Origin of the sequence: Pseudidiomarina sp., from assembly GCF_033722695.1 — a bacterium.
In the GTDB taxonomy this organism is placed as follows: Bacteria; Pseudomonadota; Gammaproteobacteria; order Enterobacterales; family Alteromonadaceae; genus Pseudidiomarina.
In genome coordinates this window covers 1-20,659 of the sequence record NZ_JAWVYM010000028.1, presented here as the reverse complement: position 1 = coordinate 20,659, position 20,659 = coordinate 1, and the positions used below count along the sequence as shown (strand labels likewise).

Below are 20,659 nucleotides of genomic sequence, written 5' to 3'. Positions count from 1 at the left end.
GGTGGCTTCGGTACCCGAGTTAACCATGCGAACTTTCTCAATTGACGGCACTATGGCCTTAATTTTTTCAGCCATAGTGATTTCAATTTCGGTGGGGGTACCGAAACTCAGGCCCCGCTCAACCGCTTGTAACGTCGCGTTGCGGATGGCTGGATGATTATGGCCGAGAATCATTGGCCCCCAAGAGCCAACATAATCAATATAGCGGGTGCCATCGGCGTCGTACATATAGGCACCGTCAGCGCGCTCGATAAAGATCGGTGAGCCACCAACGCCATTAAAGGCGCGAACCGGTGAGTTCACACCGCCGGGAATGCTGTGCTGTGCCTGGGCAAATAATTCTTCTGAGCGGGACATTTAATTCCTCGTTGTATTTAGCTGATTACACATTGCGTTTATCGCTGTACCAGTTGACCTCACATTCGTGGCGATCAACCTGGTCGGTTACCCCAAGTGTGAGCGCGAATAAGGCCATACGGATCAAAACTCCATTGTCTGCCTGACGGAATATGGCCAAATTCGGATTTTGGTTCAGATCATTATCCAGTTCATTTGCTTCAGCGCGCGAATCGCGCGGCAACGGATGCATAATGACGGTGTTGGGTTTGTAGTGTTTGGTGTAAATTTCACTGTTCAGGCGGAACTTGCCACGGTACTGATTGGCTTCCTGCGGGCTGGTAAAACGCTCCTGCTGAATGCGAGTCTGGTAAACAATATCCGCATCCGAGATGCCGACGACCTGATCGGTAATGGTCACCCGATGCCCGGCTTGCTCGATCACCTCGAGAATACTATCTGGCATTGACAATTCATGGGGAGCAATCAGGGTAAAACGGATATTTTTGTACATCGACAACAGCCGCGACAGCGAGTGCACCGTGCGGCCGAATTTCAGGTCACCCATCATGCAAATATGCATACCATCAATCGCGTGGCCATGATAAGCCAGTTCCTTTTTAATGGTATATAAATCCAGCAGCGCCTGGGTAGGATGCTCATTGGCACCATCACCGCCATTAATTACCGGCACGCGGCTACCACCGGCAAACTCAGCAACCGAGCCTGACTTCGGGTGGCGCATGGCGATGATATCGCTGTAACTACTGAGCACCCGGGCGGTATCGTAGAGTGACTCACCTTTGGCCAGGGCCGAACTCTCCATGCCCGTGGTTTCGCGTACTTCACCACCGAGTAAGTTAAAGGCAGTACCAAAACTGATGCGGGTACGAGTAGATGGCTCAAAAAATAAGTTGCCGAGGATAGCGCCGTCAAGTACCCGGGTTCTTTTCTGGCGCCGGGCATAGGGCAACATCCGATCAGCGATTTCAAATATTTGTTCGGTGCTATCCCGATCAAATTGGTCGACTGAGAGGATATTTTTTCCGGTGAAATTCATGAGCAACAAACCTTACAGTGAAGAAAACACTGGGCGGATACTCTAGCAGAAACAGCCTGCAAAAAGAACGTATCAGGCCGTTAAAAGGGTTTCAGTATCGCCAGAATAATAATCGCTGCCAGCGCTACTACCGGTATTTCATTAAATACCCGATAAAACTTATGGCTGCGCCGGTTGCGGTTATGCCTGAAATCGGCCAATAGCTTAAAGCAGTAGCCATGATACAGATATAACCCGGCAACGATGACGAGCTTGGCGTGCATCCAGCCACTGTGTTTAAACCAGGCCATGCCATAACTATAGATCAGGAGTACCCCAAAAATCAGGGTCAGGATAGCGAAAGGCGTGATAAAATACAGTAACCGGCGCTCCATCACCTTAAACTGCTGATCGACCGCTGAGACATCGGTTTGAGCGTGATAAACGAATAGCCGCGGAAGGTAAAAAATGCCAGCAAACCAGGCCACCATGAAAATCAAGTGCAGGGCTTTGTACCATAATATATCCATAATTTATTTCCCGTGCTGGTGACTGATATTTCAGTTGCGAACTGATGGCTGGCTGCGTAGCATGACGCCGTTCAATCATAAGAAGTGTTGCCATGAATGAGAAGCAAAAAATCCCTGATTTAGCGAAACTGAACCGCTCGGCGCAGGTTGTGGTGCTGGCCGGTATGCTGGTCATCGGTTCGCTGCTCGGTTATTTATTGGGCAACTGGCATGTGTTTAGCCTGCAGAACGATGTTGAAGCGCTTGAGCACCAGGTCGCCGAACTCTATGATCAAACAGAACAGTTTGATTATCAACAGCATATGGCAAAAGTTGAGTTAGGTATTGAACAGGCAGCCAGCAAAAACCTGCAGCAAGAGCTGCTGATGGCGCAGGACGAAAGCTTTGCGCTACGCCGTGAACTCACGTTTTACCAAAAAATCATGGCGCCGGAGCTGGAAGCTAATGGCGTGGTCATTGATTCGCTGGAGTTGCAGCAAAACCGTAATGCAGACCATTATCACTTCCGTCTGGCTATCGTGCAGACCGACCGACAACGGAATCTGGCGAATGGTAAGGTTTCGCTGCAGCTAAGAGGACGGCTGGATGGCGCGGTAATGGTTTTTGACTTGCAGGAACTGGCAAATATTGAAGACAAAGATCGTAACTTCAGTATGCGCTATTTCACCGTTCAGGCTGGCGACTTTGTTTTACCGCAAGGATTTTTGCCGGAACGTATTGACGTTGAAGTGGAATTGAGTGGCAGTGATCGGGAAACCCTGACCCGCAGTTTTTACTGGAGTCAATTATTACCAGTCAAATAAGCCCCTGCCGGCGACAATACTTGACCCTTTTAGTCAGGTAAGCGAAAATAACACCAGATTTTCCAGAGGTACGACGAAATCATGACTGCAGCAGCGCAACCTATGCCCATCCAGTTTACCGATGCGGCCGCCAGTAAAGTAAAAACCCTTATCGCCGAAGAAGAGAACCCGGAACTGAAGCTACGGGTGTATGTAACCGGTGGTGGCTGCTCTGGTTTTCAGTACGGTTTTACTTTTGATGAGAAAGTGAACCCTGGCGATATGGAGATCGAAAAGAGTGGTGTGACTCTGGTAGTCGACCCGATGAGTCTGCAATATCTGGTTGGCGGCACTGTCAATTATGAAGAGGGCCTGCAAGGCGCCCGCTTCTTTGTGGATAACCCCAATGCCTCAACGACTTGTGGTTGTGGAGCCAGCTTCTCCGTTTAACCAGATGAGAATAGCCTCGCTTTCGGGTAGACTGTTGCTACATTTAACAGGCGAGGTTTTTTATGAGCGCATATGCGGACCATATTGCCACGGTCAGAGCCCGTTTTGACGCGGCTCTCGAGGCGACTGATTTCGATTCCGTGCTGGTGTATGCCGGCCAACCCCGATTAGCTTTTCTCGACGATAATCCCTATCCGTTTCGTGTTAATCCGTTGTTTAAGTACTGGATACCAGTAACCCAGAGCCCCAAAAGCGCGCTGTTTTATCAGCCCGGTCAAAAACCTGTGGTCTTCCTGTTCCAGCCGCGAGATTTCTGGCATGCCGATGTGAAGGTGCCGAAAGAAGAATGGCAGGACTACGTTGAGCTGGTCGTGATTGATGATCAGAAAAAAATCGCAAGCCATTTGGGCGATAAGCTGAAACAAGCTGCTCTGCTGGGTGAAGATTTCGCCGAGCCGGTGGCCAGCTGGCCGGTTCGGGCACGCAACCCGCAACCGTTAATTGATCATTTGCATTTTCACCGGGCTATTAAAACGGACTGGGAAGTGCAGAATTTGCGCGTTGCTAATGAACGCGCCGCCAAGGCACATCTGGCTGCCCGGGCTGCGTTCTTCGCTGGTGCCAGCGAGCTGGAAATTCATCAGGCTTATCTGCAGGCTATTAACTTTCGCGAATCGGAGGTGCCCTACAACAGTATAGTGGCGCTGAATGAGCATGGCGCTATCCTGCACTACGATATCTATGAAACCGAAGCACCGAGCGAGCCAGCACGGTCATTTCTGATTGATGCCGGCGCAACCTACCGCGGTTACTGCGCGGATATCACCCGCACTTACGCGCGGGGAAAAGGTTTTTTCCAGGATCTAATCGATGCTGTTGATGAAGCCCAGCAAGAACTGCTGAAAGAAATCAAACCGGGTCGTGACTACTATGAGCTCCATGTTTCCCAACATCTGAAAATCGCCGACATTCTGTCTCGCTTTGGCTTTGTTGAAGGCAGTGCCGAAAGTATTTATGAGCAGGGTTACAGTAGCGCCTTTTTCCCACATGGTTTAGGCCACTTCATTGGTTTACAGGTACATGACGTGGGGGGACACCTGCGCAATGACCGTGGTGACAGCTATGATCGGGACGTCCGCCATCCGTTCCTGCGTCTGCTGCGGCCTATTGAAGCCGGTCAGGTGTTTACCATTGAGCCAGGCTTATACGTGGTTGATCAGTTATTGGAAGATTATGCAGGTAATAAGGATTTCAACTGGGATCGCATCGCTGAACTCAGACCTTATGGTGGTGTCCGCATTGAGGACAGCATTGTCGTTGGTGAGAACGGGGACAATGAAAACCTCACCCGCGATGCCTTCGACAAGCTTAAGACCTAATCGGGCAGGTATAGCCCACCGAGTACGGCGGGCCGGCTGGCACCGGTGACCGCCGGCAGATTGCCGGGCAGGCGCAGCATATAGCGCTGGGCCAGCCAGGCAAAGGCCATAGCTTCAAGGTGCTGTGGATGAACTCCCAGCGCTTGCGTGGATTGCCAGTCACACTCCGGCAGGTTGCGTGCCAGTGCCTTCATTAAGACCGGATTAAAAGCGCCGCCGCCTGCCACATAGACGGTTTCAGGACGTGCCGGCAGCCACTCTTTCATCGCGCGGGCAACAGATGAGGCTGTCAGTTCAATTAATGTCGCCTGGATATCCGCCTCATCATAGCGATCAGGATCTCCCAGATGCTGCTCCAGCCAACTGAGGTTAAAGTCATCTCGTCCGGTGCTCTTCGGTGGTGCACGATGAAAATAGGGATCGGCCAACAAGGTTGCTAGCACTTGAGGGTTAAACTTGCCAGCTGCGGCTAATTCACCATTGGTGTCATATTCCGACAAACTATCCGGGTAACTGCGCTGATACCACTGGTCCAGCAGGGTATTCGCCGGGCCGGTATCAAAGCCGAGTACGCCGTCCACATTACCGGGTAGCCAGGTGATATTGGCAATCCCGCCCAGGTTGAGGACAGCCCGAGGCTCGCCCTTATTGGCAAAGAGTGCGTGATGAAATGCCGGCACTAAAGGCGCACCCTGGCCGCCGAGGGCAATATCTTTGCGGCGAAAGTCGGCGACTACAGGAATTCCCGTTAGCGCTGCCAGCCGGTTTGGATCGCCCAGTTGCAAGGTATAAGCGGGGTTTGCGTCAGGTTGGTGCCGCACCGTCTGGCCATGGCTGCCTATAGCTCGCACGGCGTTAGCGGACAGGCCTTTTTCGCTTAGTAGTTGATTGATCAAATCGGCACTTAGCGTGGCAAAGAGCTGATCAGCCGTTGCCCACTGATGCAGTTCATCATCCTGAGTCAGGCATAAGCCGTGAAGTTGTTGCGAGAGGGAAGCTGGAAAAGACTGGTGGCAATGGCCGAGTAACTCAGGCTGATCGCAGTCATCCGGAATCTTCACCAGTACCGCGTCGAGACCGTCCATGCTGGTCCCCGACATTAAACCGATGAATAACTCATTGTTCATCAGCGCATGGCCAGATAAACACGCTTGTTGTCGTTAATCACTGCCAGGCGCTGGTTGGCGATATCTTTAAAGCGCGGTAACTCAGTCTTGGCCAGCGATTCTGCTTTCGGTAATTCGACCGTACGCGGATTGCGATGTACGCCGTCGACCAGGAATTCATAGTGCAGATGAGCACCTGTAACCCGGCCTGTCGCGCCAACCCGGCCAATGGTTTCACCTTGTTTAACGCGCTGACCGTTCTTGACGAGGCGTTTGCTCAGGTGCAGGTATTTAGTGACATAACGCTCACCGTGCTGGATGAAGACGTAATGACCGTTGAGGTTATTATAGGCACTGGCAATAACCTTCCCGTCGCCGGAAGACATTACCGGAGTACCGACACTGGCAGCGTAATCAATACCATTGTGAGCCCGGATCTGACCGGTTACCGGGTGCAGCCGACGCGGGTTAAAGCTTGAACTGATATAGGTAAACTTAACCGGCGAACGCAGGAAAGACTTACGCATAGCCTGGCCATCAGCCGTGTAATAACGGTCGTTGTCATGCAGGATAGCCTGGAAAGAATTACCGCGGTTAACGAATTCGGCTGCCAGAATTCGGCCGTAGCCTATAAACTCGCCGTCCGCGTATTTTTTCTCAAACAGGATGCTGAATTCGTCGCCTTCGCGTAAATCTAGCGCAAAGTCGATATCCCAGCCGAACATATCCGCAATACTCATGATCTGTTGTTCAGTCAGACCAGCATCAATACCGGCATTCCAGAAGCTGGTTTTAATTTCAGCGAAAGCAAATGCGGGACGGGTCTCAACCGCTTTCTGCTCAATCTCGCTGACATAGCCGTCGGCGGTTTTGCTGATGATCAGGGTATCGGTCGCGTTTAGTTGATAGGCCAGCTGCACCAGCTCGCCGTCAGGGTCCTGAGCGAAGCGCAGGGTATCGCCGGGGTGAATCTTGCGAAGCAGCCTTTCGCTTTGTTTATCGCGGGTTACTTTGTACAGTTCCTGTGGCGAAAAGCCCATCATGTCGAATATGCGCGCGAGACTGTCACCGCTACGGATCTGGTAACCACTCCAGCGGACTTCAGGCTCACTGGTTGCAGCGACTGCAGCTTCCTGGGCGGCAAGCTCCAGTTGTAACTGGTAACGCTGGCCAAGAATTAACTGCTCGCCTTCCAATTCAGGCTCTGCACTGTGGCGGGAGGCGGTCGCGGGCTCGGAAGGCAGCAATAGCAATACCAGCGTCGCTGCGCAGACACTGCTCAGCAACACCTGATGCCGGCGGGGCAGCCGGGCAACAGTTTTCTTCAGTATTAGTGGAATTTGTTTCATAGCATTCCAACCGTTAGCGCATAATAATTGTTTAAACTTACGGCAGAATAATACGAAGCACAGGTTTTTTCCAGTCGCTTTACCTTTATTTACGCTTAAAACGCCCGGATAAATAGAATACAATGCCACTTCTGTAGCCAGCTTTATGATGTTCCGGGGAGAGTTCACAACATGAGTCAGTCAGTGGCGGATATGTTTGCAGCCATAGCGCGTGGTACCGAAGAGATCTTGCTTGAGGATGAACTCAAGGACAAAATTGCGTCCGGAAAACCCCTGGTGATAAAAGCTGGTTTTGATCCCACAGCACCCGATTTGCACCTTGGTCATACCGTGCTTATTAATAAACTCCGGACATTTCAGGACCTGGGCCATCGGGTAATCTTTCTGATCGGGGATTTCACCGGCATGATTGGGGACCCGACCGGTAAAAATGTTACCCGCAAGCCGCTTTCCCGGGATGACGTCATCGCCAATGCCCAGAGCTACAAAGAGCAGGTGTTCAAGATCCTTGATCCGGAAAAAACCACCATACGGTTTAACTCGGAGTGGATGAATGAACTAGGTGCTGATGGCATGATTAAGCTCGCGGCGCGGCAGACCGTGGCCCGCATGCTTGAACGCGATGATTTCAAAAAGCGTTACAGCACCGGCCAGCCAATAGCGATTCACGAGTTTCTCTATCCGTTGGTGCAGGGCTGGGATTCGGTCGCTCTGCAAGCCGATGTTGAGCTGGGCGGTACCGATCAGCGGTTTAATTTGTTGATGGGCCGCGAACTGCAGAAAGATGAAGGCCAGCGTCCCCAAACTGTCATCATGACGCCGTTGCTCGAAGGCCTTGACGGCGTTCAGAAGATGTCGAAGTCGTTAGGTAATTATATTGGTATTACGGAGCCGGCTAATGAAATGTTCGGCAAAATCATGTCGGTCTCGGATGAGCTGATGTGGCGTTATTTTGAGTTACTGAGTTTTGTTCCGTTGGCAGAAATTGAAGACTTTAAAAAAGCGGTGCAGCAGGGTGCAAACCCGCGTGACTACAAAGTCCTGTTGGCGAAAGAAATCATCGCGCGTTTCCATAGTGCCGCTGATGCTGATGCGGCTGAGCAGGACTTTATCCAGCGCTTTAGCAAAAATGCGATTCCTGATGATATGCCGGAAGTTACCCTGACCAGCGATAACGGCGACATGGCTATTGCCAACTTGCTGAAAGCGGCCGATCTGGTCGGATCGACTTCAGATGCCATGCGCATGATAAAGCAGGGCGCGGTTAAAATTGACGGTGAGAAAGTTACCGATACCCGGCTGGCCGTTGCCGCGGGCTCGACCGCCGTGTATCAGGTTGGTAAGCGAAAATTCGCGCGCATTACCCTAGAGTAAATTTAGTCAGGACCAAGTTCAGGTCGGGCCGGCTGCGTATAGCGCCGGCCGTCGGGCCAGCTTAGCAACGTCATTTCATTTCCCCAGACACAACCGGTATCCAGTCCAATCACATCATCCCGGGCAGTTTGCCCTTCCAGTGCTGCCCAATGGCCGAATACCAGGGTTTTATCGGTAACCGGGGCAAGTTCAAACCAAGGCACCAGATCACTGTCAGAAGCTGTTTTGGGCGCTCCTTTAGCATCGAAGTTGAGGCGCCCGTCGTGATGGCAGAAGCGCATACGGGTAAGGGCATTGATAATAAACCGGGTACGATCGGCACCGCGCAACTCGTCAGACCAACGTGCCGGTTCATTGCCATACATTTCACTTAGCCATTCAGCCAGATGGTCATCGGCACAGGCAGTGCGCAGCTGGGCTGAAACCTCTCCGGCATAATTAGTTGCTTCAGTCAGCGACCACCAGGGATAAATACCGGCGTGGGTCATGACCAGATCATGGGATGCACGTAACAAGGGCTGTTGGCAAAACCAGCGAATAAGCTCCCTTTTATCATCCTCACCGAGCGCCAGGATAGCATCGAGCTTATCCGCTGGATTAGCCTTGCGCACTCCACAAAGTACCGCCAGCAGATTAAGGTCATGATTGCCCAGCACGCAGCTCGCGGCTTTTCCCAGGGAACGAATCAGCTGCAACGCTTTCAGCGATTCCGGGCCGCGGGCAACAATATCGCCAACACACCAGAGCTCATCGTAGTTCGGGTTGAATGATACTTTATCCAGAAGCTGTTGGAGTTCGTTAGCACAGCCCTGGACGTCGCCTACGATATAGCGTGTCATCGCGCGGCCTTAATGCAGAATATTAGGAACGGCGAGGCGGAAGGAAGGGATGGCCACTTTAAAAGATTCCCCTTTGCTGTCGATCATACCGTAATGCCCTTGCATCGATCCTAGCGGCGTTGCCATCACCGTGCCGCTGGTATAGCTGAATGATTCGCCAGGCTCCAGCCGGGGCTGCTGACCCACGACACCTTCACCTGCAACCCGCGTGACCTTACGATCCGCATCGGTGATCTGCCAGGCGCGGTCAATCAGCTGTACGGCTTCAGTGCCATTATTAGTAATGGTGATGGTGTAAGCAAAAACGTACTGGTTGTCAGCCGGAACCGACTGTGATGCCAGATACTGCGTGGTCACGCTGATATCAATATTATTCATGGTGCTCCTGTTGCTGGGTGCTGTACCAGTCGGCTAAGCGGCAGAAGTCGCTGACCGAGAGGGTCTCAGGGCGTGCTCCCGGATCGATGCCAAGGGCGTCCAACTGCTCGTCGTTCATCACTTGCTTCAGGTTGTTGCGAATCGTTTTACGGCGCTGGTTGAAGGCGATCAGACAGATCTGGTGCAAGGCCTTGCGGTCTTTAACCGGGTAAGGTGATTCCTCATAGGGCACCAGGCGCACCACCGCGGACTCAACCTTGGGTGGCGGGGTGAATGCGCCTGGCGGTACCATCAGCACCGGCTCAACGCGGCAGGCTTGTTGCACGCTGACACTGATACGGCCATAGGCTTTGCTGCCCGGCTCGGCGGCCAGCCGCTCCACCACTTCTTTTTGTAGCATGAAATGCATGTCACCGATGATATCGAGCTGCGCCATCAGATGAAAAACCAACGGTGTCGAAATATTGTAAGGCAGGTTTCCGAACACCCGCAGCTTGCCTGCTTCGGCAAACTGGCGGAAGTCAGTTTTCAGGGCATCACCACAAAAGATGGTTAACTTCGGCGATAAAAATGGATGCTGCTGCAGACGGGCGACCAGATCGCGGTCAAGCTCAACCACCGTCAGATGGCCAGCGCGTTCAGCAACCGGCTCAGTTAAAGCGGCGAGGCCAGGACCGATTTCGATCAGGTTCTGACCTGGCTGCGGGTTTATTGCATCAACAATGTCGTTAATCACAAATTGATCATGCAAAAAGTTCTGACCAAAACGTTTGCGAGCCGTATGACCCAGGTGGCTTTTACTCATTTGTTTACCAATTTTATTTTAGGACCATGTCGATAGCCGACTGCAGGGCATAATGCGCACTGCCCGAATCGATTTGTCCGGTGCCGGCCAGATCCAGGGCGGTGCCATGATCAACGGAGGTGCGGATAAAGGGTAGCCCCAGAGTAATATTTACCGCGTTGCCAAAGCCTTTATATTTTAGCACGGGCAGCCCCTGATCGTGATACATCGCAATGACAGCGTCGGCATGTTCAAGGTAGCGTGGCTGGAACACCGTATCAGCGGGCCAGGGACCGCTTACGTCAATGTTTTTACGCTGCAGGGCCTCAATGGCGGGCATGATGTGTTCAATCTCTTCGCGCCCCAGATGGCCTTGTTCGCCGGCATGGGGGTTCAGGCCGCACACCAGAATTCTGGGTTTGGTGATGCCAAACTGCTGTTTCAGATCATTGCTGACTATAGTTGCAACCCGTTCCAGCAAATCCTGCGTGACCGCGTTGGCTACATCCCGCAGCGGTAAGTGAGTGGTTGCTAAGGCAACGCGCAACCCTGGGGTTGCTAGCATCATCACCACCAGTTCGGTGTTGCTGAGGTCGGCAAAATATTCAGTGTGACCGCTAAAGGGTATGCCAGCGTCATTAATGACGCCTTTATGTACCGGACCAGTCATTACTGCAGCAAACTCGCCAGCCATACAGCCCTGCCCGACGCGATGAAGGGTTTCGATAACGTAGCTACTATTTACCGGATTAAGGTGCCCCGCGCTGACTCGAGCAGGACATCTTACTGGTAGGAGCGTCAGACTGCCGGCCGCCTGTGGTGTGGCCGGGGCATCGGGTTGGTAGTGGCGGAGGGTGAGAGAAATACCCAACTGCACAGCTCGCTGTTCTAATACGGCGTTATCGCCAATCACCACCAGTTCCACCGGCCAGCTCCGCTGACTGAGCATAATCACCAGGTCAGGGCCTATGCCGCTGGGTTCGCCGGGCGTAATGGCGACGCGCCTTACCGTCATTCGTCGACCTGTTCGATATAAGCCTGGTCGCGAATTTCCTGATGCCAGTTTTCCAGCTCTTCCTGATATTTACGGCTGAATAGCAACTGATAAGCGCGATTTTGCTTATTCCGTTCAGTGGTGTCCTGAACGCGGCGATCCATGAGTTCGACGATGTGCCAGCCAAATTCTGTTTTGAACGGCTCGCTGATCTCGCCGACTTCCGCGCGCATCAGTGCATCTTTAAAGGCATCCGCATAAATACCAGGCTCGGCCCAGTCAAGTAAACCGCCCTGAGATGCCGAACCCGGATCCGCCGAATGCTCAGCAGCCATATCGGCAAAAGTAGCCTCACCGCTCATCAGCTTTTCACGGATTTCGTTAAGCTTTTCCTGTGCACGACGGTCGGACAAAATAACTGAAGGCTTGATCAGTATATGGCGGGCTTTTACCTCTTCAACCTGAGTCGTTTCGATACCACGGGTATCCAGTACCTTCAGGATATGAAAACCGACGCCACTCTTAATCGGGCCGACAATCTCGCCGGCTTGTTTGTCACGAATCACTTCGGCGAACAGAGTCGGCATCGAGTTAATATTCATCCAGCCAAGGTCGCCGCCTTCAAGGGCTCTTGAACCAGACGACGTGGTAATCGCAGCTTCAGCGAAGTCAGCGCCGTCGCGTAACCGCTCCAGCAGCGCTTCGGCATTGCGTCGCGCAGTCTGGGCTTCTTCAGCAGTAGCCCGGTCAGGAACAGCAACCAAAATATGCCCAAGGCGATATTCAACCTCTTCCTCAGACATTTCACCCATGATCGTAACCAGGTTATTGATTTCCTGAGGGGAAACATAAACCCGGCGCTGAACGGCTGCGCGCTGAATTTCGCCCATAGTGATTTCGTTGCGGATGTTCTCGCGGAAGTTCGCCCAACTGGTGCCGGAGCGCTCAACTTCTTCACGCATTTCATCGATGGTCACACCGTTTTCACGCGCCATCCCCATTATGGCCTGCTGCAACTGGGCGTCACTAACCTGAATACCCATCCGCTCAGCCATTTGCAACTGCAACTGGCGCAACACCAGGCGATCGATAGCCTGCACCCGCAAGACCTCCTCACTGGGAAGATTCATGCCCCGTTCAGCTGCGTTACGTTTTACCTGTTGTATCATCTGGTCGACTTCACTCTCCAGTACAACTCCATCGTTAACCACTACTGCGACCCGATCCAGTGTCTCTTGCGAGTAGCTGACTGCACTGACCGATGCCAGTATCAGGACACAGAAAAACTTAGACATTTTATTCATGAATACTACCTAGTTACTCAGATGAAACGGGTGGCGATAGCCAAATAAACTTTGCTCAAGTAAATCAAGCAAGCTTCGGTTATCAGAACCCAGCCCTTTAATTATAAATTGCACACTGATGCCGTTATCAAACTCGGGGGCATCGACTCCCGCATTATTCTGTTGTACTTCAAGGTTGCGGTTAATGCGCCGATAGGCTCCAACCCGCATTGCCCAGCAACAATCGCTGTACTGTACCGCAAGCAGTCCGTCGTTGGTACGCTTGTATTGCAAATCGTAGTACCAGTTGGCCGCCAATTGCCATTGGGGGGTCAACTCCAGTACCGATTGCATGCCCAGCTGCTCGATATTATTGCCCAGAATATTGGTCGCCTTACGATGGCTTAACTGCAACAAATTCACCGGGCCTTTACGATACTCTATTGCGGTCTGACTCTTTTGAGTGCGATTCAGTTCCATGTCGTATTGCAAAGCTGCATTAAAATACCAGCGCTCGGCAATCCGAAAGCGGGTTTCCAGCGCCAGGTCTGAGCGGCTGGTTGTTACGGCACTATCACTGCTAAGCAATTGAGTCTGGGGTTCGTCAAAATAATAGATTTGGGCAGCGCTGAAACGAAAAACCTCCCGTGCGGCCTGATCATAAATTCCTGTGGACGCGCCAACAGTGACCTGATTCGCATCAGATATCCGATCCAGACCGGAAAAACGTCGGGCCCGGAATAACCCGCGGTAGTCGTCCTGCATCAGCGTGGAATCATAAATTCCGATGTTCGACTGATCTTTATATGGCGCATACAAATACTGCACCTGAGGCTGCAGGGTCTGGCGGTAGCCCCGCTTATTAAAGATGACATCACGCTCAAAATTCAGCCTTCCCCGCCAACGTAATTGCGGGATCCCGCGTTCAGGGTTTTCCGCTCGCCCCTGGCTGGTGGCATTCTGGTTGTAGCGGGTGTAGCTATAGCTCAGTTCCGCCAGCCAGTCGTAAGCAGGCGCTTCCACATGGTAGCTCACCTCAGGTTCGATATGTACGCGCGTGGCGTAGTCGGCGTCGTTATCCTGATTCTGGAAGTGGCTAATCTCGGTAAAGAGCCGGTAGTCAAGGCCTCTTGGACCCACCCACTGATACTCGCTGGCAATCTGCGGTAGGGTGCGGTAAGGTGAGCGATAGCTGCCAAGTAGTTCAAAGTCTTCGACCCGGATTTTTATCTGCCAGTCATCGGTCAGGTAATTAGCCTGAGCGTGGCGATACAACTGAGCATCGGCGCGCCCGGCAAAGTCACTGCCAAAATCGTTAAGGTAGTCATCATCGCTGATGAAAATACCGTTCACATACGACTGCCAGTGGGGGCTCCAGTCCTGCTGATGTTCTACCCGCCAGAGATAACGCGAGTTGTCGGTCTGCCAGCTTTTATCCTCATCCAGATAGGCCAGATTAAACTGACCACCGCCGGTTTCACTCAGGTAGCGGTATTCACCTTGCATTTGCAGGCCCCGTTCGGCCATGTAGCGTGGCGTGATGGTAGCATCCATATTGGGCGCTATAGCGACGTAATAAGGAACCTCAAATTCAAAACCATTCTTTTGTGACGAGCGGATCGTCGGAAACAGGAAGCCAGACTTGGCGTCGGCGGAAGTCGGAAAGCTCAGGTACGGGATATAGAGAACCGGCACGCCAAATAGTTCGAAGCGGGCATGTTGGGCTTCGCCCTGTTTGTCTGCTTCATCGAGGGTTATAGTTTCGGCCTTAAGCTGCCACGCCGGATTGTCAGTCGGGCAGGTCGTAAAAGTTGAACCTTCCAGAGAAACCTGCTGAGGCGAAACAGAAAGCACATCGGCCTGACCACGGGCACCATTTTCAGCAACCTGATAACGGGCACCGCTCAGATAAGCACGGTTCTCGCCGGAGTTCAGCCGGAAATTCTCACTGGCTACCTGCACATAACCATCAGTAAAGCGCGTCTGGCCGCTAGCGACGATGTTACCGGTCTGCTGATTGATTTGTGCCTGCTCGGTTCGCAGCTGTTGTTTATCAATCTGGACTTCGACATTACCGTAAAATGAGGCCACCGAGGTTTGCGAGTCGATATCGGCACGATTGGCAAGCACAGCGATAGCCCCGACGGGCAAATCAGCAATTGGAGTAAAAGGTTGTTCAATAAGCGGTTTTGGAATCGGACAGACGCTGACGAACTCGGACCCGGCCGGTGTCTGAGCCTGGGCTGCGCCAGTGCTGCCAATCAGCAACAAAGCCCCCCAGTTATATCGCCAAAACAATTTGCGCATTTATTATAATACCTGATTTTGTCCTTAACCTTGTGCAAGGTATGATAAAGCAATTTTTGCTGACCTGCCATTTGCGCGGCAATGGTTTTTACGAATTAAAGGAGTCGCCTTGGAAAATCAACGAGAACTTGCGCTTCAGGCATGGTGTGAAGCCGTAACCGGCCACGCCGCCGGTCGCCTGAAAACGGTTTCAGGTGACGCCAGTTTCCGGCGTTATTTTCGCACCAGCGACGGCAATCGCACACTCATCGCGGTAGATGCACCGCCGCCGCAGGAATCGCTACAGCCGTTTATGGCAATAGCCGCTGCCTACGGCAATGCCGGCGTGGCGGTGCCGGAAGTTGTCGCTTTCGATGAAGCTCAGGGGTTCATGTTACTCAGCGATTTAGGCTCGACGTTGCTGCTGAGTGAACTTAGCAATGCCAGTATGACTCGCTGGTACAAACTGGCGCTGCAGGACCTGCCAGCTATTATGCAAGTGACCGAAACCGCACAGGGGCCTTTACCGGCTTATGACGAGGCTTTGCTTCGGCGTGAGCTCAGCCTGTTCCACGACTGGCTGCTTGAACGTCACCTGGGACTACGATTAAACGCCAGTCAGCAGCTTATCTGGCAATCGTTTTGCGACACTCTGGTGACCAATGCGCTGGAACAACCGCAGGTGGGCGTGCACCGGGACTATCATGCGCGAAATATTATGGTAACCGGTGATCAGCAACTGGCGTATATCGATTTTCAGGACGCCGTTAAAGGTGCGGTGACTTATGACGCGGTCAGCCTGCTTCGTGACTGCTATGTGCGCTGGCCGCAAAAGCGCGTTAGCGACCTCTCGGCATTCCTGTTCAACGAACTGCAGCGACAAAACGTCATTGATGCCGGGGTTAGCCTGACCAAGTGGCAGCGTTGGTTCGACCTCATGGGCTTGCAACGACATACCAAAGCCGCCGGTATTTTTGCGCGGCTGTATCACCGTGACGGTAAAAGCGGATATCTGCAGGATGTGCCGCGCACCCTGGGCTACCTGCATGATGTGGCAGCCGCTTACCCGGAGTTTGATGACTATCGCCTTTGGCTGGCCAAGATGGTGATGCCGGCGTTGGCGGATTCACGCTGATGCGGGCAATGATACTGGCAGCTGGCCGCGGACAGCGCATGCGTCCGCTTACCGACCACCTGCCGAAGCCGCTGCTCAGTGTGCGGGGCCAACCGCTGATCGTTCATCATTTAAGTAAGCTGGCAGCAGTGGGCGTGGAAGATGTCGTAATCAACCATGCCTGGCTGGGTCAGAAAATCGAAGCGTACCTGGGCGATGGGCAGCAGTTTGGCCTGCAAATACATTATTCGCCTGAACCAAGTGGCGGCCTGGAGACTGCGGGTGGTATTATCAGGGCGTTGCCACTGTTGGGGAATGAGCCGTTCTGGGTGATTAACGGCGATATCTTTACCGACCTGGATTTTTCCGAATTGCCGGATGCGCTGCCGGTTGATCGTGACGCGCATCTGCTGATGGTGGAAAATCCGGGGCATAACCGGGATGGCGACTTTGCGGTCGTGGACGGATTACTACGGATGCGCGACGACGGTCAGAAAAATTATACGTTTAGCGGTATCGGGCTTTACCATCCGGCCTTCTTTGCGGACTACCAAGCGGGTGAGTCGCGGGTACTGGCGTTACGACCGTTGATCGAAAAACGACTATCGCAACAGCGGATCCTGGCTCATGTTATAACTGCCGGCTGGACGGATGTCGGCACACCAGAGCGCCTGCAACAGCTAGAGCGGCGATTACAGGAGAAATTATGATTTGGGGAAAAATTTTAGGCGCCGCGTTTGGTTTCCTGATGCTGCGAATCCCGGGGATTTTCATCGGGTTACTGATTGGCCACTGGTTTGATCATGCCCTCAAGCATGCAGCGGGAGGTCCTGGTGGCCAGGGCGGTTATCAGCAGCAATTCAGCACCACTTTGTTCGCCGTGCTTGGCCACCTGGCGAAGGCAAAAGGCCGGGTAACAGAACAGGACATTGGCTATGTGCAGGCGCTGATGAGCCACCTGCAACTCTCAGGTGAGGGGCTGGCCCAGGCGCAGGAGGCCTTCCGCGATGGTAAGCGTAGTGACTACCCGCTAACCGAAAGGGTACAGAAGTTTCGCCGCCAGTTTGCCTGGCGCCGCGATATCCTGCAGTTCTTCATTGAGCAGATATTGGTCATAGCCTTACATGACGGGCAGCTGGATCAGGCCGAATACGATGTCTTATTGCAAATCACCCGGGCGCTTGGATTTAACCGTGCACAGTTGGATAACTGGTTGCGCATGGCGCAGGCCGGGCAGCGGTTTCGTGGTGGCGCACACAGTGGCAATAGCGCGGCCGATCGCGCCAGTCAGCTGGATAATGCTTATGCGGTGTTAGGGGTTGAGCGCTCAGCAACTGCGGCAGAAGTTAAAAAGGCCTACCGTAAGTTAATGAGTAAACATCACCCCGATAAGCTCGCCGCCCAGGGTCTGCCTACCGAGATGCGGGAGTCGGCGCAGCAGAAAGCGCAGGAAATTCAGGCTGCCTATGAGCTCATTAAAAATCAGCAGGGCACACAAACGACATAGGCTTGCCGCTGACCGGGTGACTGAACTCGATACGCTCAGCATGCAGTAACAAGCGGTCGGCAGCGGCAAAAGCCGCTCCTTCCGCGTAAAATTTATCGCCCAGAATCGGATTGCCCAGCAGTTGCATATGCACCCGCAGCTGATGGGAGCGCCCGGTTACCGGGGTCAGCTCAACATCAGCACACTGCTGGTGCTGGTGCAGCACCCGATAATGGGTCAGGGCGTGGCGGCCCGCCTCGTGATCGACCATCTGGCGGGGGCGGTTAGGCCAGTCGCAGCGCAGCGGCGCGTTCACCGACCCCGCTTCAGCAGGGGGCTGACCCCAAACTCTGGCGCGGTAGCTTTTTGACACCAATCGCTTTTCAAACTGTCGTTGCAAAGCGGCCTGCGCTGGTTTGTTAAGCGCAAAGACCAGCAACCCGGAGGTCGCCATATCCAGCCGGTGCACCACGCGGGTGGTCGGTAATACCCGCACCAGCCGGCTCCAGGCAGAATCATAGTGTTCAAGCGCCTTACCGGGCACGCTGAGCAAGCCGCCCGGCTTGTTGATCACCACGATGTCATCGTCCTGATGCAGAATAACCAGGTAGGGATCTACCGGTGGATGGTAGGTCAGTAAGGTCATTGCAACAGGTTAATCATAATGCGCACTGAGTCGAGCTGCAGTACCGGCTGTTCAGTTGCCTGCAACAGCGCCAGCTGGCGCTGTTGCACCGCTTCAATTTCGCTATCCCGCACCAGCGGGTTACGTTGTTGTAACTCCAGTAACCGGCGGTGTTCGGCTGCCAGCCGCGTTTCAATGCGCTGGCGCGCGTCGCTCAGGATCTCCTGCTGCAGCTGCTCAGCCGGCGGCCAGGCCTGCTTAATCGCTTTTTGCGCAGCCTGACGCAACTCACGCAGAATCAAGCGGCTTTGCTTCTTATCGATAAACTGCAACTGATTATCCAGCGCTCCGGCCTTGACCTTGTCGGTCAGATCCCGACCCTGGCTATCCAGTAAAACCCGAATCGACTGGCGCGGATAGAATTCCTGTATGACCAGCTCAGCAGGTGCCAGCGCGACACTGCTGAAGCCCAGTTCAATAAACCAGGCACCAGTCGGCAGCGCTCGATTCTGGAGCATAGCCACACAAGTACTGCCGTACGAGTCAGTGGTGAGTAATTCAAGAGCCTGTTGCACTAACGGGTGATCCCAGCTGAGGAACTCGACGTCTTCGTGAACCAGAGCATAGCTGCGATCAAAAGTGACGGTAATACCTTCGTCCGGCAGGCCCGGTAGACTTACCCGCATATGCTCGGTAGGGCGCAACCAGCCACTGTCGTCATTCAACAGGTCAAAATCAATACCAAAGCGGGCCCAGAAATCCTGCATAAAGTCAGAAAGCTCGGCTGTATCGTTTTGTGACTCGATGGCTTCAATCAGGTCCGCTGCAGCTCCAGGCCGGAACGCGTTGAGTTCCTGCAGCCGGTCACGACCAGCTGCTACGTCAGCCCGCAGCCGCTCTGCCTCAGCTGCGGTTGCTTCAGCCAGCTCAGTCAACGCGGGCTCAGCCTCAGCTGGCGCGTCCATCAGCAGTTGCAACTCATCAGCGAAACGATCATACAGCAGTGAACCGATAGCATTGGTGCGGGTAAAGGCGGCCATACTTTCGTACCAGGCGAATAGCACCGCGTTGGCAGTGTCTTCAACTACGGGCACGTGGATTTCAATATCATGTTGCTGACCGAGGCGGTCGAGCCGCCCGATACGCTGTTCCAGTAGATCCGGATGGCGTGGCAGATCAAACAGAATCAGGTGCCGGGCAAACTGGAAGTTGCGCCCCTCGCTACCGATTTCCGAACAGATCAGCAGCGGACAGCCATCTTCCGGGCTGGCAAAATATGCAGCGGCGCGATCGCGCTCAAGCAGCGACAACTGGTCATGGAATACCGCGGCATGCATGCCAGTTTTCAGGCGCAATTGCTCGGCCAGTTGCAGCACGGTTTCAGTCTGCCGGCAGATCAGGATAAATTTGGTATTGCGATAGGTTCTCAGCAGATCGATCAGCCAGTCGACTTTGGCGCCAAACGCATCCGTGACATCGGTTAACGGGTAATGCTTAAGCTGGCGCTGCGGGAAGCCGCCAATATGGGCCCGGGAGTTACGGAACATCACGCGGCCGGTCCCATGCTGGTCAAGCAGTTTGTCCAGCAACTGGGTCGCCCCAGCTTTCGCCAGCGCATTGGCCAGGGGAGTTAACTGTCGGTAACTTTGTTGCTCGCGCTGGAACTGGTCAAAATCGGTGAAGCGATCCGGATCCAGTAGCTGTAGCCGGGCAAAGTGCGCCTCCGGACCGGCCTGTTCCGGGGTCGCCGTGAGCAGTAATACCGCCGGTATGGTTTCAGTAAGCTGGCGCAGAAATGCGAACTCATTCTGGTTTGGAGCAATCTGATGTACTTCGTCAACCACCAGCAGATCCCAGCTGACTTCCAGCAACTCCTGGCTCCAGAACGGGTGATTGAGAAGTGATTGCGGTATCACTACCTGTTGTTCAGTATTGAATACCGACTGGGTGTCGAGTGCGGCCTGTTCGCAGCGCTCGCGATCAAACAGACTGAAGCGTAAAGCAAAGCGGCGCTGTAACTCAACCAGCCACTGGTGTACCAGGCTGTCCGGCACCACAATAAGAATGCGCTGAGAACGTCCGGTAAGTATGCGGCGCTGCATAATGAGGCCGGCTTCAATGGTTTTACCTAAGCCGACTTCATCCGCCAGCAGCACGCGCGGCTGATATCGATCGGCAACGCTGGCGGCAATATAAAGCTGGTGCGGTAGCAGATCGGCGCGCGCTCCTAACAACCCTGCCACCGGACTTTGTTGCCAGCGGCGGTAAAGCTGTTGCGCCTGCAGGCGCAGGCGGTACATATCCAGGCGGTCGGCTTTGCCGGCCAGCAGGCGGGTCAGCGGATGGTTGGTGGCTACCTGTGCCGCCAACTGCGCTTCAGGTACTTCGACAGCTTCACCGGTGTCTTCGCGGGTACCGTGATAGGAATACACGCCCTTATCGGGCAGCGCCTGATCTACCCGAAAGTACCAGCCGTCAGCATGTTGACCGCGCTCTTCGGCCAGTAATTGGTAACGTGCCAGCGG

At 53.7% G+C, this 20,659-nt stretch carries 20 protein-coding genes; 7 read left to right on the top strand and 13 right to left on the bottom strand.

Annotation, left to right across the window (positions count from 1 at the left end; genetic code table 11):
• From R3196_RS09150 to hemJ, 3 genes are all read right to left on the bottom strand, one after another.
• Positions 1-357, bottom strand: a 357-nt coding sequence (locus tag R3196_RS09150; protein WP_318936472.1) for an aminotransferase class III-fold pyridoxal phosphate-dependent enzyme, incomplete at its 3' end; no start/stop codon positions are given.
• A gap of 25 nt (positions 358-382) precedes the next feature.
• On the bottom strand, positions 383-1,396 hold the full coding sequence (locus tag R3196_RS09145) for an aspartate carbamoyltransferase (RefSeq protein ID WP_318936471.1): 1,014 nt from the start codon (positions 1,394-1,396) through the stop codon (positions 383-385).
• Between the two features lie 80 nt (positions 1,397-1,476).
• The gene (gene hemJ, locus R3196_RS09140; protein ID WP_413242914.1) at positions 1,477-1,905 is read right to left on the bottom strand and encodes a protoporphyrinogen oxidase HemJ; all 429 of its coding nucleotides are present in this window, start codon (positions 1,903-1,905) and stop codon (positions 1,477-1,479) included.
• A gap of 92 nt (positions 1,906-1,997) precedes the next feature.
• On the opposite strand from hemJ, the gene R3196_RS09135 reads away from it, so the two are divergent.
• The 3 genes from R3196_RS09135 to pepQ all read left to right on the top strand — a co-directional run bounded on the left by R3196_RS09135 (position 1,998) and on the right by pepQ (position 4,516).
• On the top strand, positions 1,998-2,708 hold the full coding sequence (locus R3196_RS09135; RefSeq protein WP_318936470.1) for a DUF6776 family protein: 711 nt from the start codon (positions 1,998-2,000) through the stop codon (positions 2,706-2,708).
• 81 nt (positions 2,709-2,789) lie between these two features.
• Positions 2,790-3,137, top strand: coding sequence for an iron-sulfur cluster insertion protein ErpA (gene erpA, locus R3196_RS09130; RefSeq protein WP_318936469.1), 348 nt, complete (start codon positions 2,790-2,792; stop codon positions 3,135-3,137).
• A gap of 62 nt (positions 3,138-3,199) precedes the next feature.
• Complete coding sequence (gene pepQ, locus R3196_RS09125; protein WP_318936468.1) at positions 3,200-4,516, top strand: Xaa-Pro dipeptidase; 1,317 nt, start codon at positions 3,200-3,202, stop codon at positions 4,514-4,516.
• Here the strand turns inward: pepQ and R3196_RS09120 are convergent.
• Positions 4,513-5,643 (bottom strand): anhydro-N-acetylmuramic acid kinase, encoded by a 1,131-nt coding sequence (locus R3196_RS09120; RefSeq protein ID WP_318936467.1) that lies wholly within the window; start codon positions 5,641-5,643, stop codon positions 4,513-4,515. The genes pepQ and R3196_RS09120 overlap by 4 nt on opposite strands.
• Positions 5,643-6,950: a peptidoglycan DD-metalloendopeptidase family protein gene (locus tag R3196_RS09115; RefSeq protein ID WP_413242915.1), complete on the bottom strand. Its 1,308-nt coding sequence runs from the start codon at positions 6,948-6,950 to the stop codon at positions 5,643-5,645. Before R3196_RS09115 ends, R3196_RS09120 begins: the two co-directional genes overlap by 1 nt.
• A gap of 192 nt (positions 6,951-7,142) precedes the next feature.
• On the opposite strand from R3196_RS09115, the gene tyrS reads away from it, so the two are divergent.
• Positions 7,143-8,345, top strand: a complete 1,203-nt coding sequence (tyrS, locus tag R3196_RS09110; RefSeq protein WP_318936465.1) for a tyrosine--tRNA ligase — start codon at positions 7,143-7,145, stop codon at positions 8,343-8,345.
• A 2-nt stretch (positions 8,346-8,347) separates the two neighbouring features.
• Here the strand turns inward: tyrS and R3196_RS09105 are convergent, their stop codons facing one another.
• Genes R3196_RS09105 through R3196_RS09080 form a run of 6 tightly spaced genes read right to left on the bottom strand, consistent with a single transcriptional unit; the run spans position 8,348 to position 14,930 of the window.
• On the bottom strand, positions 8,348-9,184 hold the full coding sequence (locus R3196_RS09105) for a symmetrical bis(5'-nucleosyl)-tetraphosphatase (protein WP_318936464.1): 837 nt from the start codon (positions 9,182-9,184) through the stop codon (positions 8,348-8,350).
• Positions 9,185-9,193: 9 nt separating this feature from the next.
• Positions 9,194-9,562 carry a Co2+/Mg2+ efflux protein ApaG gene (apaG, locus tag R3196_RS09100; protein WP_318936463.1) on the bottom strand — a complete coding sequence of 123 codons (369 nt, stop codon included), beginning with the start codon at positions 9,560-9,562 and terminating at the stop codon, positions 9,194-9,196.
• Positions 9,555-10,367, bottom strand: coding sequence for a 16S rRNA (adenine(1518)-N(6)/adenine(1519)-N(6))-dimethyltransferase RsmA (rsmA, locus tag R3196_RS09095; RefSeq protein ID WP_318936462.1), 813 nt, complete (start codon positions 10,365-10,367; stop codon positions 9,555-9,557). Before rsmA ends, apaG begins: the two co-directional genes overlap by 8 nt.
• Positions 10,368-10,380: 13 nt before the next feature.
• Complete coding sequence (gene pdxA, locus R3196_RS09090; protein ID WP_318936461.1) at positions 10,381-11,361, bottom strand: 4-hydroxythreonine-4-phosphate dehydrogenase PdxA; 981 nt, start codon at positions 11,359-11,361, stop codon at positions 10,381-10,383.
• The gene (surA, locus tag R3196_RS09085) at positions 11,358-12,644 is read right to left on the bottom strand and encodes a peptidylprolyl isomerase SurA (protein ID WP_318936460.1); all 1,287 of its coding nucleotides are present in this window, start codon (positions 12,642-12,644) and stop codon (positions 11,358-11,360) included. Before surA ends, pdxA begins: the two co-directional genes overlap by 4 nt.
• A 9-nt stretch (positions 12,645-12,653) precedes the next feature.
• Entirely contained in the window at positions 12,654-14,930 is a 2,277-nt protein-coding gene (locus R3196_RS09080) for an LPS-assembly protein LptD (RefSeq protein ID WP_318936459.1), read from the bottom strand.
• A gap of 109 nt (positions 14,931-15,039) precedes the next feature.
• Between R3196_RS09080 and R3196_RS09075 the strand changes: the two genes are divergently transcribed.
• From R3196_RS09075 to djlA, 3 genes are read left to right on the top strand one after another with little or no spacing between them, the layout of a single operon-like run.
• Positions 15,040-16,044, top strand: a complete 1,005-nt coding sequence (locus tag R3196_RS09075) for an aminoglycoside phosphotransferase family protein (protein WP_318936458.1) — start codon at positions 15,040-15,042, stop codon at positions 16,042-16,044.
• Entirely contained in the window at positions 16,044-16,733 is a 690-nt protein-coding gene (gene murU, locus R3196_RS09070; RefSeq protein WP_318936457.1) for an N-acetylmuramate alpha-1-phosphate uridylyltransferase MurU, read from the top strand. The genes R3196_RS09075 and murU overlap by 1 nt, the downstream gene beginning before the upstream one ends.
• Positions 16,730-17,530: a co-chaperone DjlA gene (djlA, locus tag R3196_RS09065; RefSeq protein ID WP_318936456.1), complete on the top strand. Its 801-nt coding sequence runs from the start codon at positions 16,730-16,732 to the stop codon at positions 17,528-17,530. The genes murU and djlA overlap by 4 nt, the downstream gene beginning before the upstream one ends.
• On the opposite strand, the gene R3196_RS09060 is transcribed toward djlA, so the two are convergent.
• On the bottom strand, positions 17,499-18,155 hold the full coding sequence (locus R3196_RS09060; RefSeq protein ID WP_318936455.1) for an RluA family pseudouridine synthase: 657 nt from the start codon (positions 18,153-18,155) through the stop codon (positions 17,499-17,501). The two genes, djlA and R3196_RS09060, sit on opposite strands and share 32 nt — an antisense overlap.
• The coding region (locus R3196_RS09055; protein ID WP_318936454.1) for an SNF2-related protein at positions 18,152-20,659 on the bottom strand (2,508 nt) is incomplete at its 5' end. The genes R3196_RS09060 and R3196_RS09055, both read right to left, overlap by 4 nt.

Bases quoted from the DNA above. Each gene is read 5' to 3' on its own strand.
- R3196_RS09145 (WP_318936471.1), bottom strand. From the start codon at position 1,396: ATGAATTTCACCGGAAAAAATATCCTCTCAGTCGACCAATTTGATCGG.
- hemJ (WP_413242914.1), bottom strand. From the start codon at position 1,905: ATGGATATATTATGGTACAAAGCCCTGCACTTGATTTTCATGGTGGCC.
- R3196_RS09135 (WP_318936470.1), top strand. From the start codon at position 1,998: ATGAATGAGAAGCAAAAAATCCCTGATTTAGCGAAACTGAACCGCTCG.
- erpA (WP_318936469.1), top strand. From the start codon at position 2,790: ATGACTGCAGCAGCGCAACCTATGCCCATCCAGTTTACCGATGCGGCC.
- pepQ (WP_318936468.1), top strand. From the start codon at position 3,200: ATGAGCGCATATGCGGACCATATTGCCACGGTCAGAGCCCGTTTTGAC.
- R3196_RS09120 (WP_318936467.1), bottom strand. From the start codon at position 5,643: ATGAACAATGAGTTATTCATCGGTTTAATGTCGGGGACCAGCATGGAC.
- tyrS (WP_318936465.1), top strand. From the start codon at position 7,143: ATGAGTCAGTCAGTGGCGGATATGTTTGCAGCCATAGCGCGTGGTACC.
- R3196_RS09105 (WP_318936464.1), bottom strand. From the start codon at position 9,184: ATGACACGCTATATCGTAGGCGACGTCCAGGGCTGTGCTAACGAACTC.
- apaG (WP_318936463.1), bottom strand. From the start codon at position 9,562: ATGAATAATATTGATATCAGCGTGACCACGCAGTATCTGGCATCACAG.
- rsmA (WP_318936462.1), bottom strand. From the start codon at position 10,367: ATGAGTAAAAGCCACCTGGGTCATACGGCTCGCAAACGTTTTGGTCAG.
- pdxA (WP_318936461.1), bottom strand. From the start codon at position 11,361: ATGACGGTAAGGCGCGTCGCCATTACGCCCGGCGAACCCAGCGGCATA.
- surA (WP_318936460.1), bottom strand. From the start codon at position 12,644: ATGAATAAAATGTCTAAGTTTTTCTGTGTCCTGATACTGGCATCGGTC.
- R3196_RS09080 (WP_318936459.1), bottom strand. From the start codon at position 14,930: ATGCGCAAATTGTTTTGGCGATATAACTGGGGGGCTTTGTTGCTGATT.
- murU (WP_318936457.1), top strand. From the start codon at position 16,044: ATGCGGGCAATGATACTGGCAGCTGGCCGCGGACAGCGCATGCGTCCG.
- djlA (WP_318936456.1), top strand. From the start codon at position 16,730: ATGATTTGGGGAAAAATTTTAGGCGCCGCGTTTGGTTTCCTGATGCTG.
- R3196_RS09060 (WP_318936455.1), bottom strand. From the start codon at position 18,155: ATGACCTTACTGACCTACCATCCACCGGTAGATCCCTACCTGGTTATT.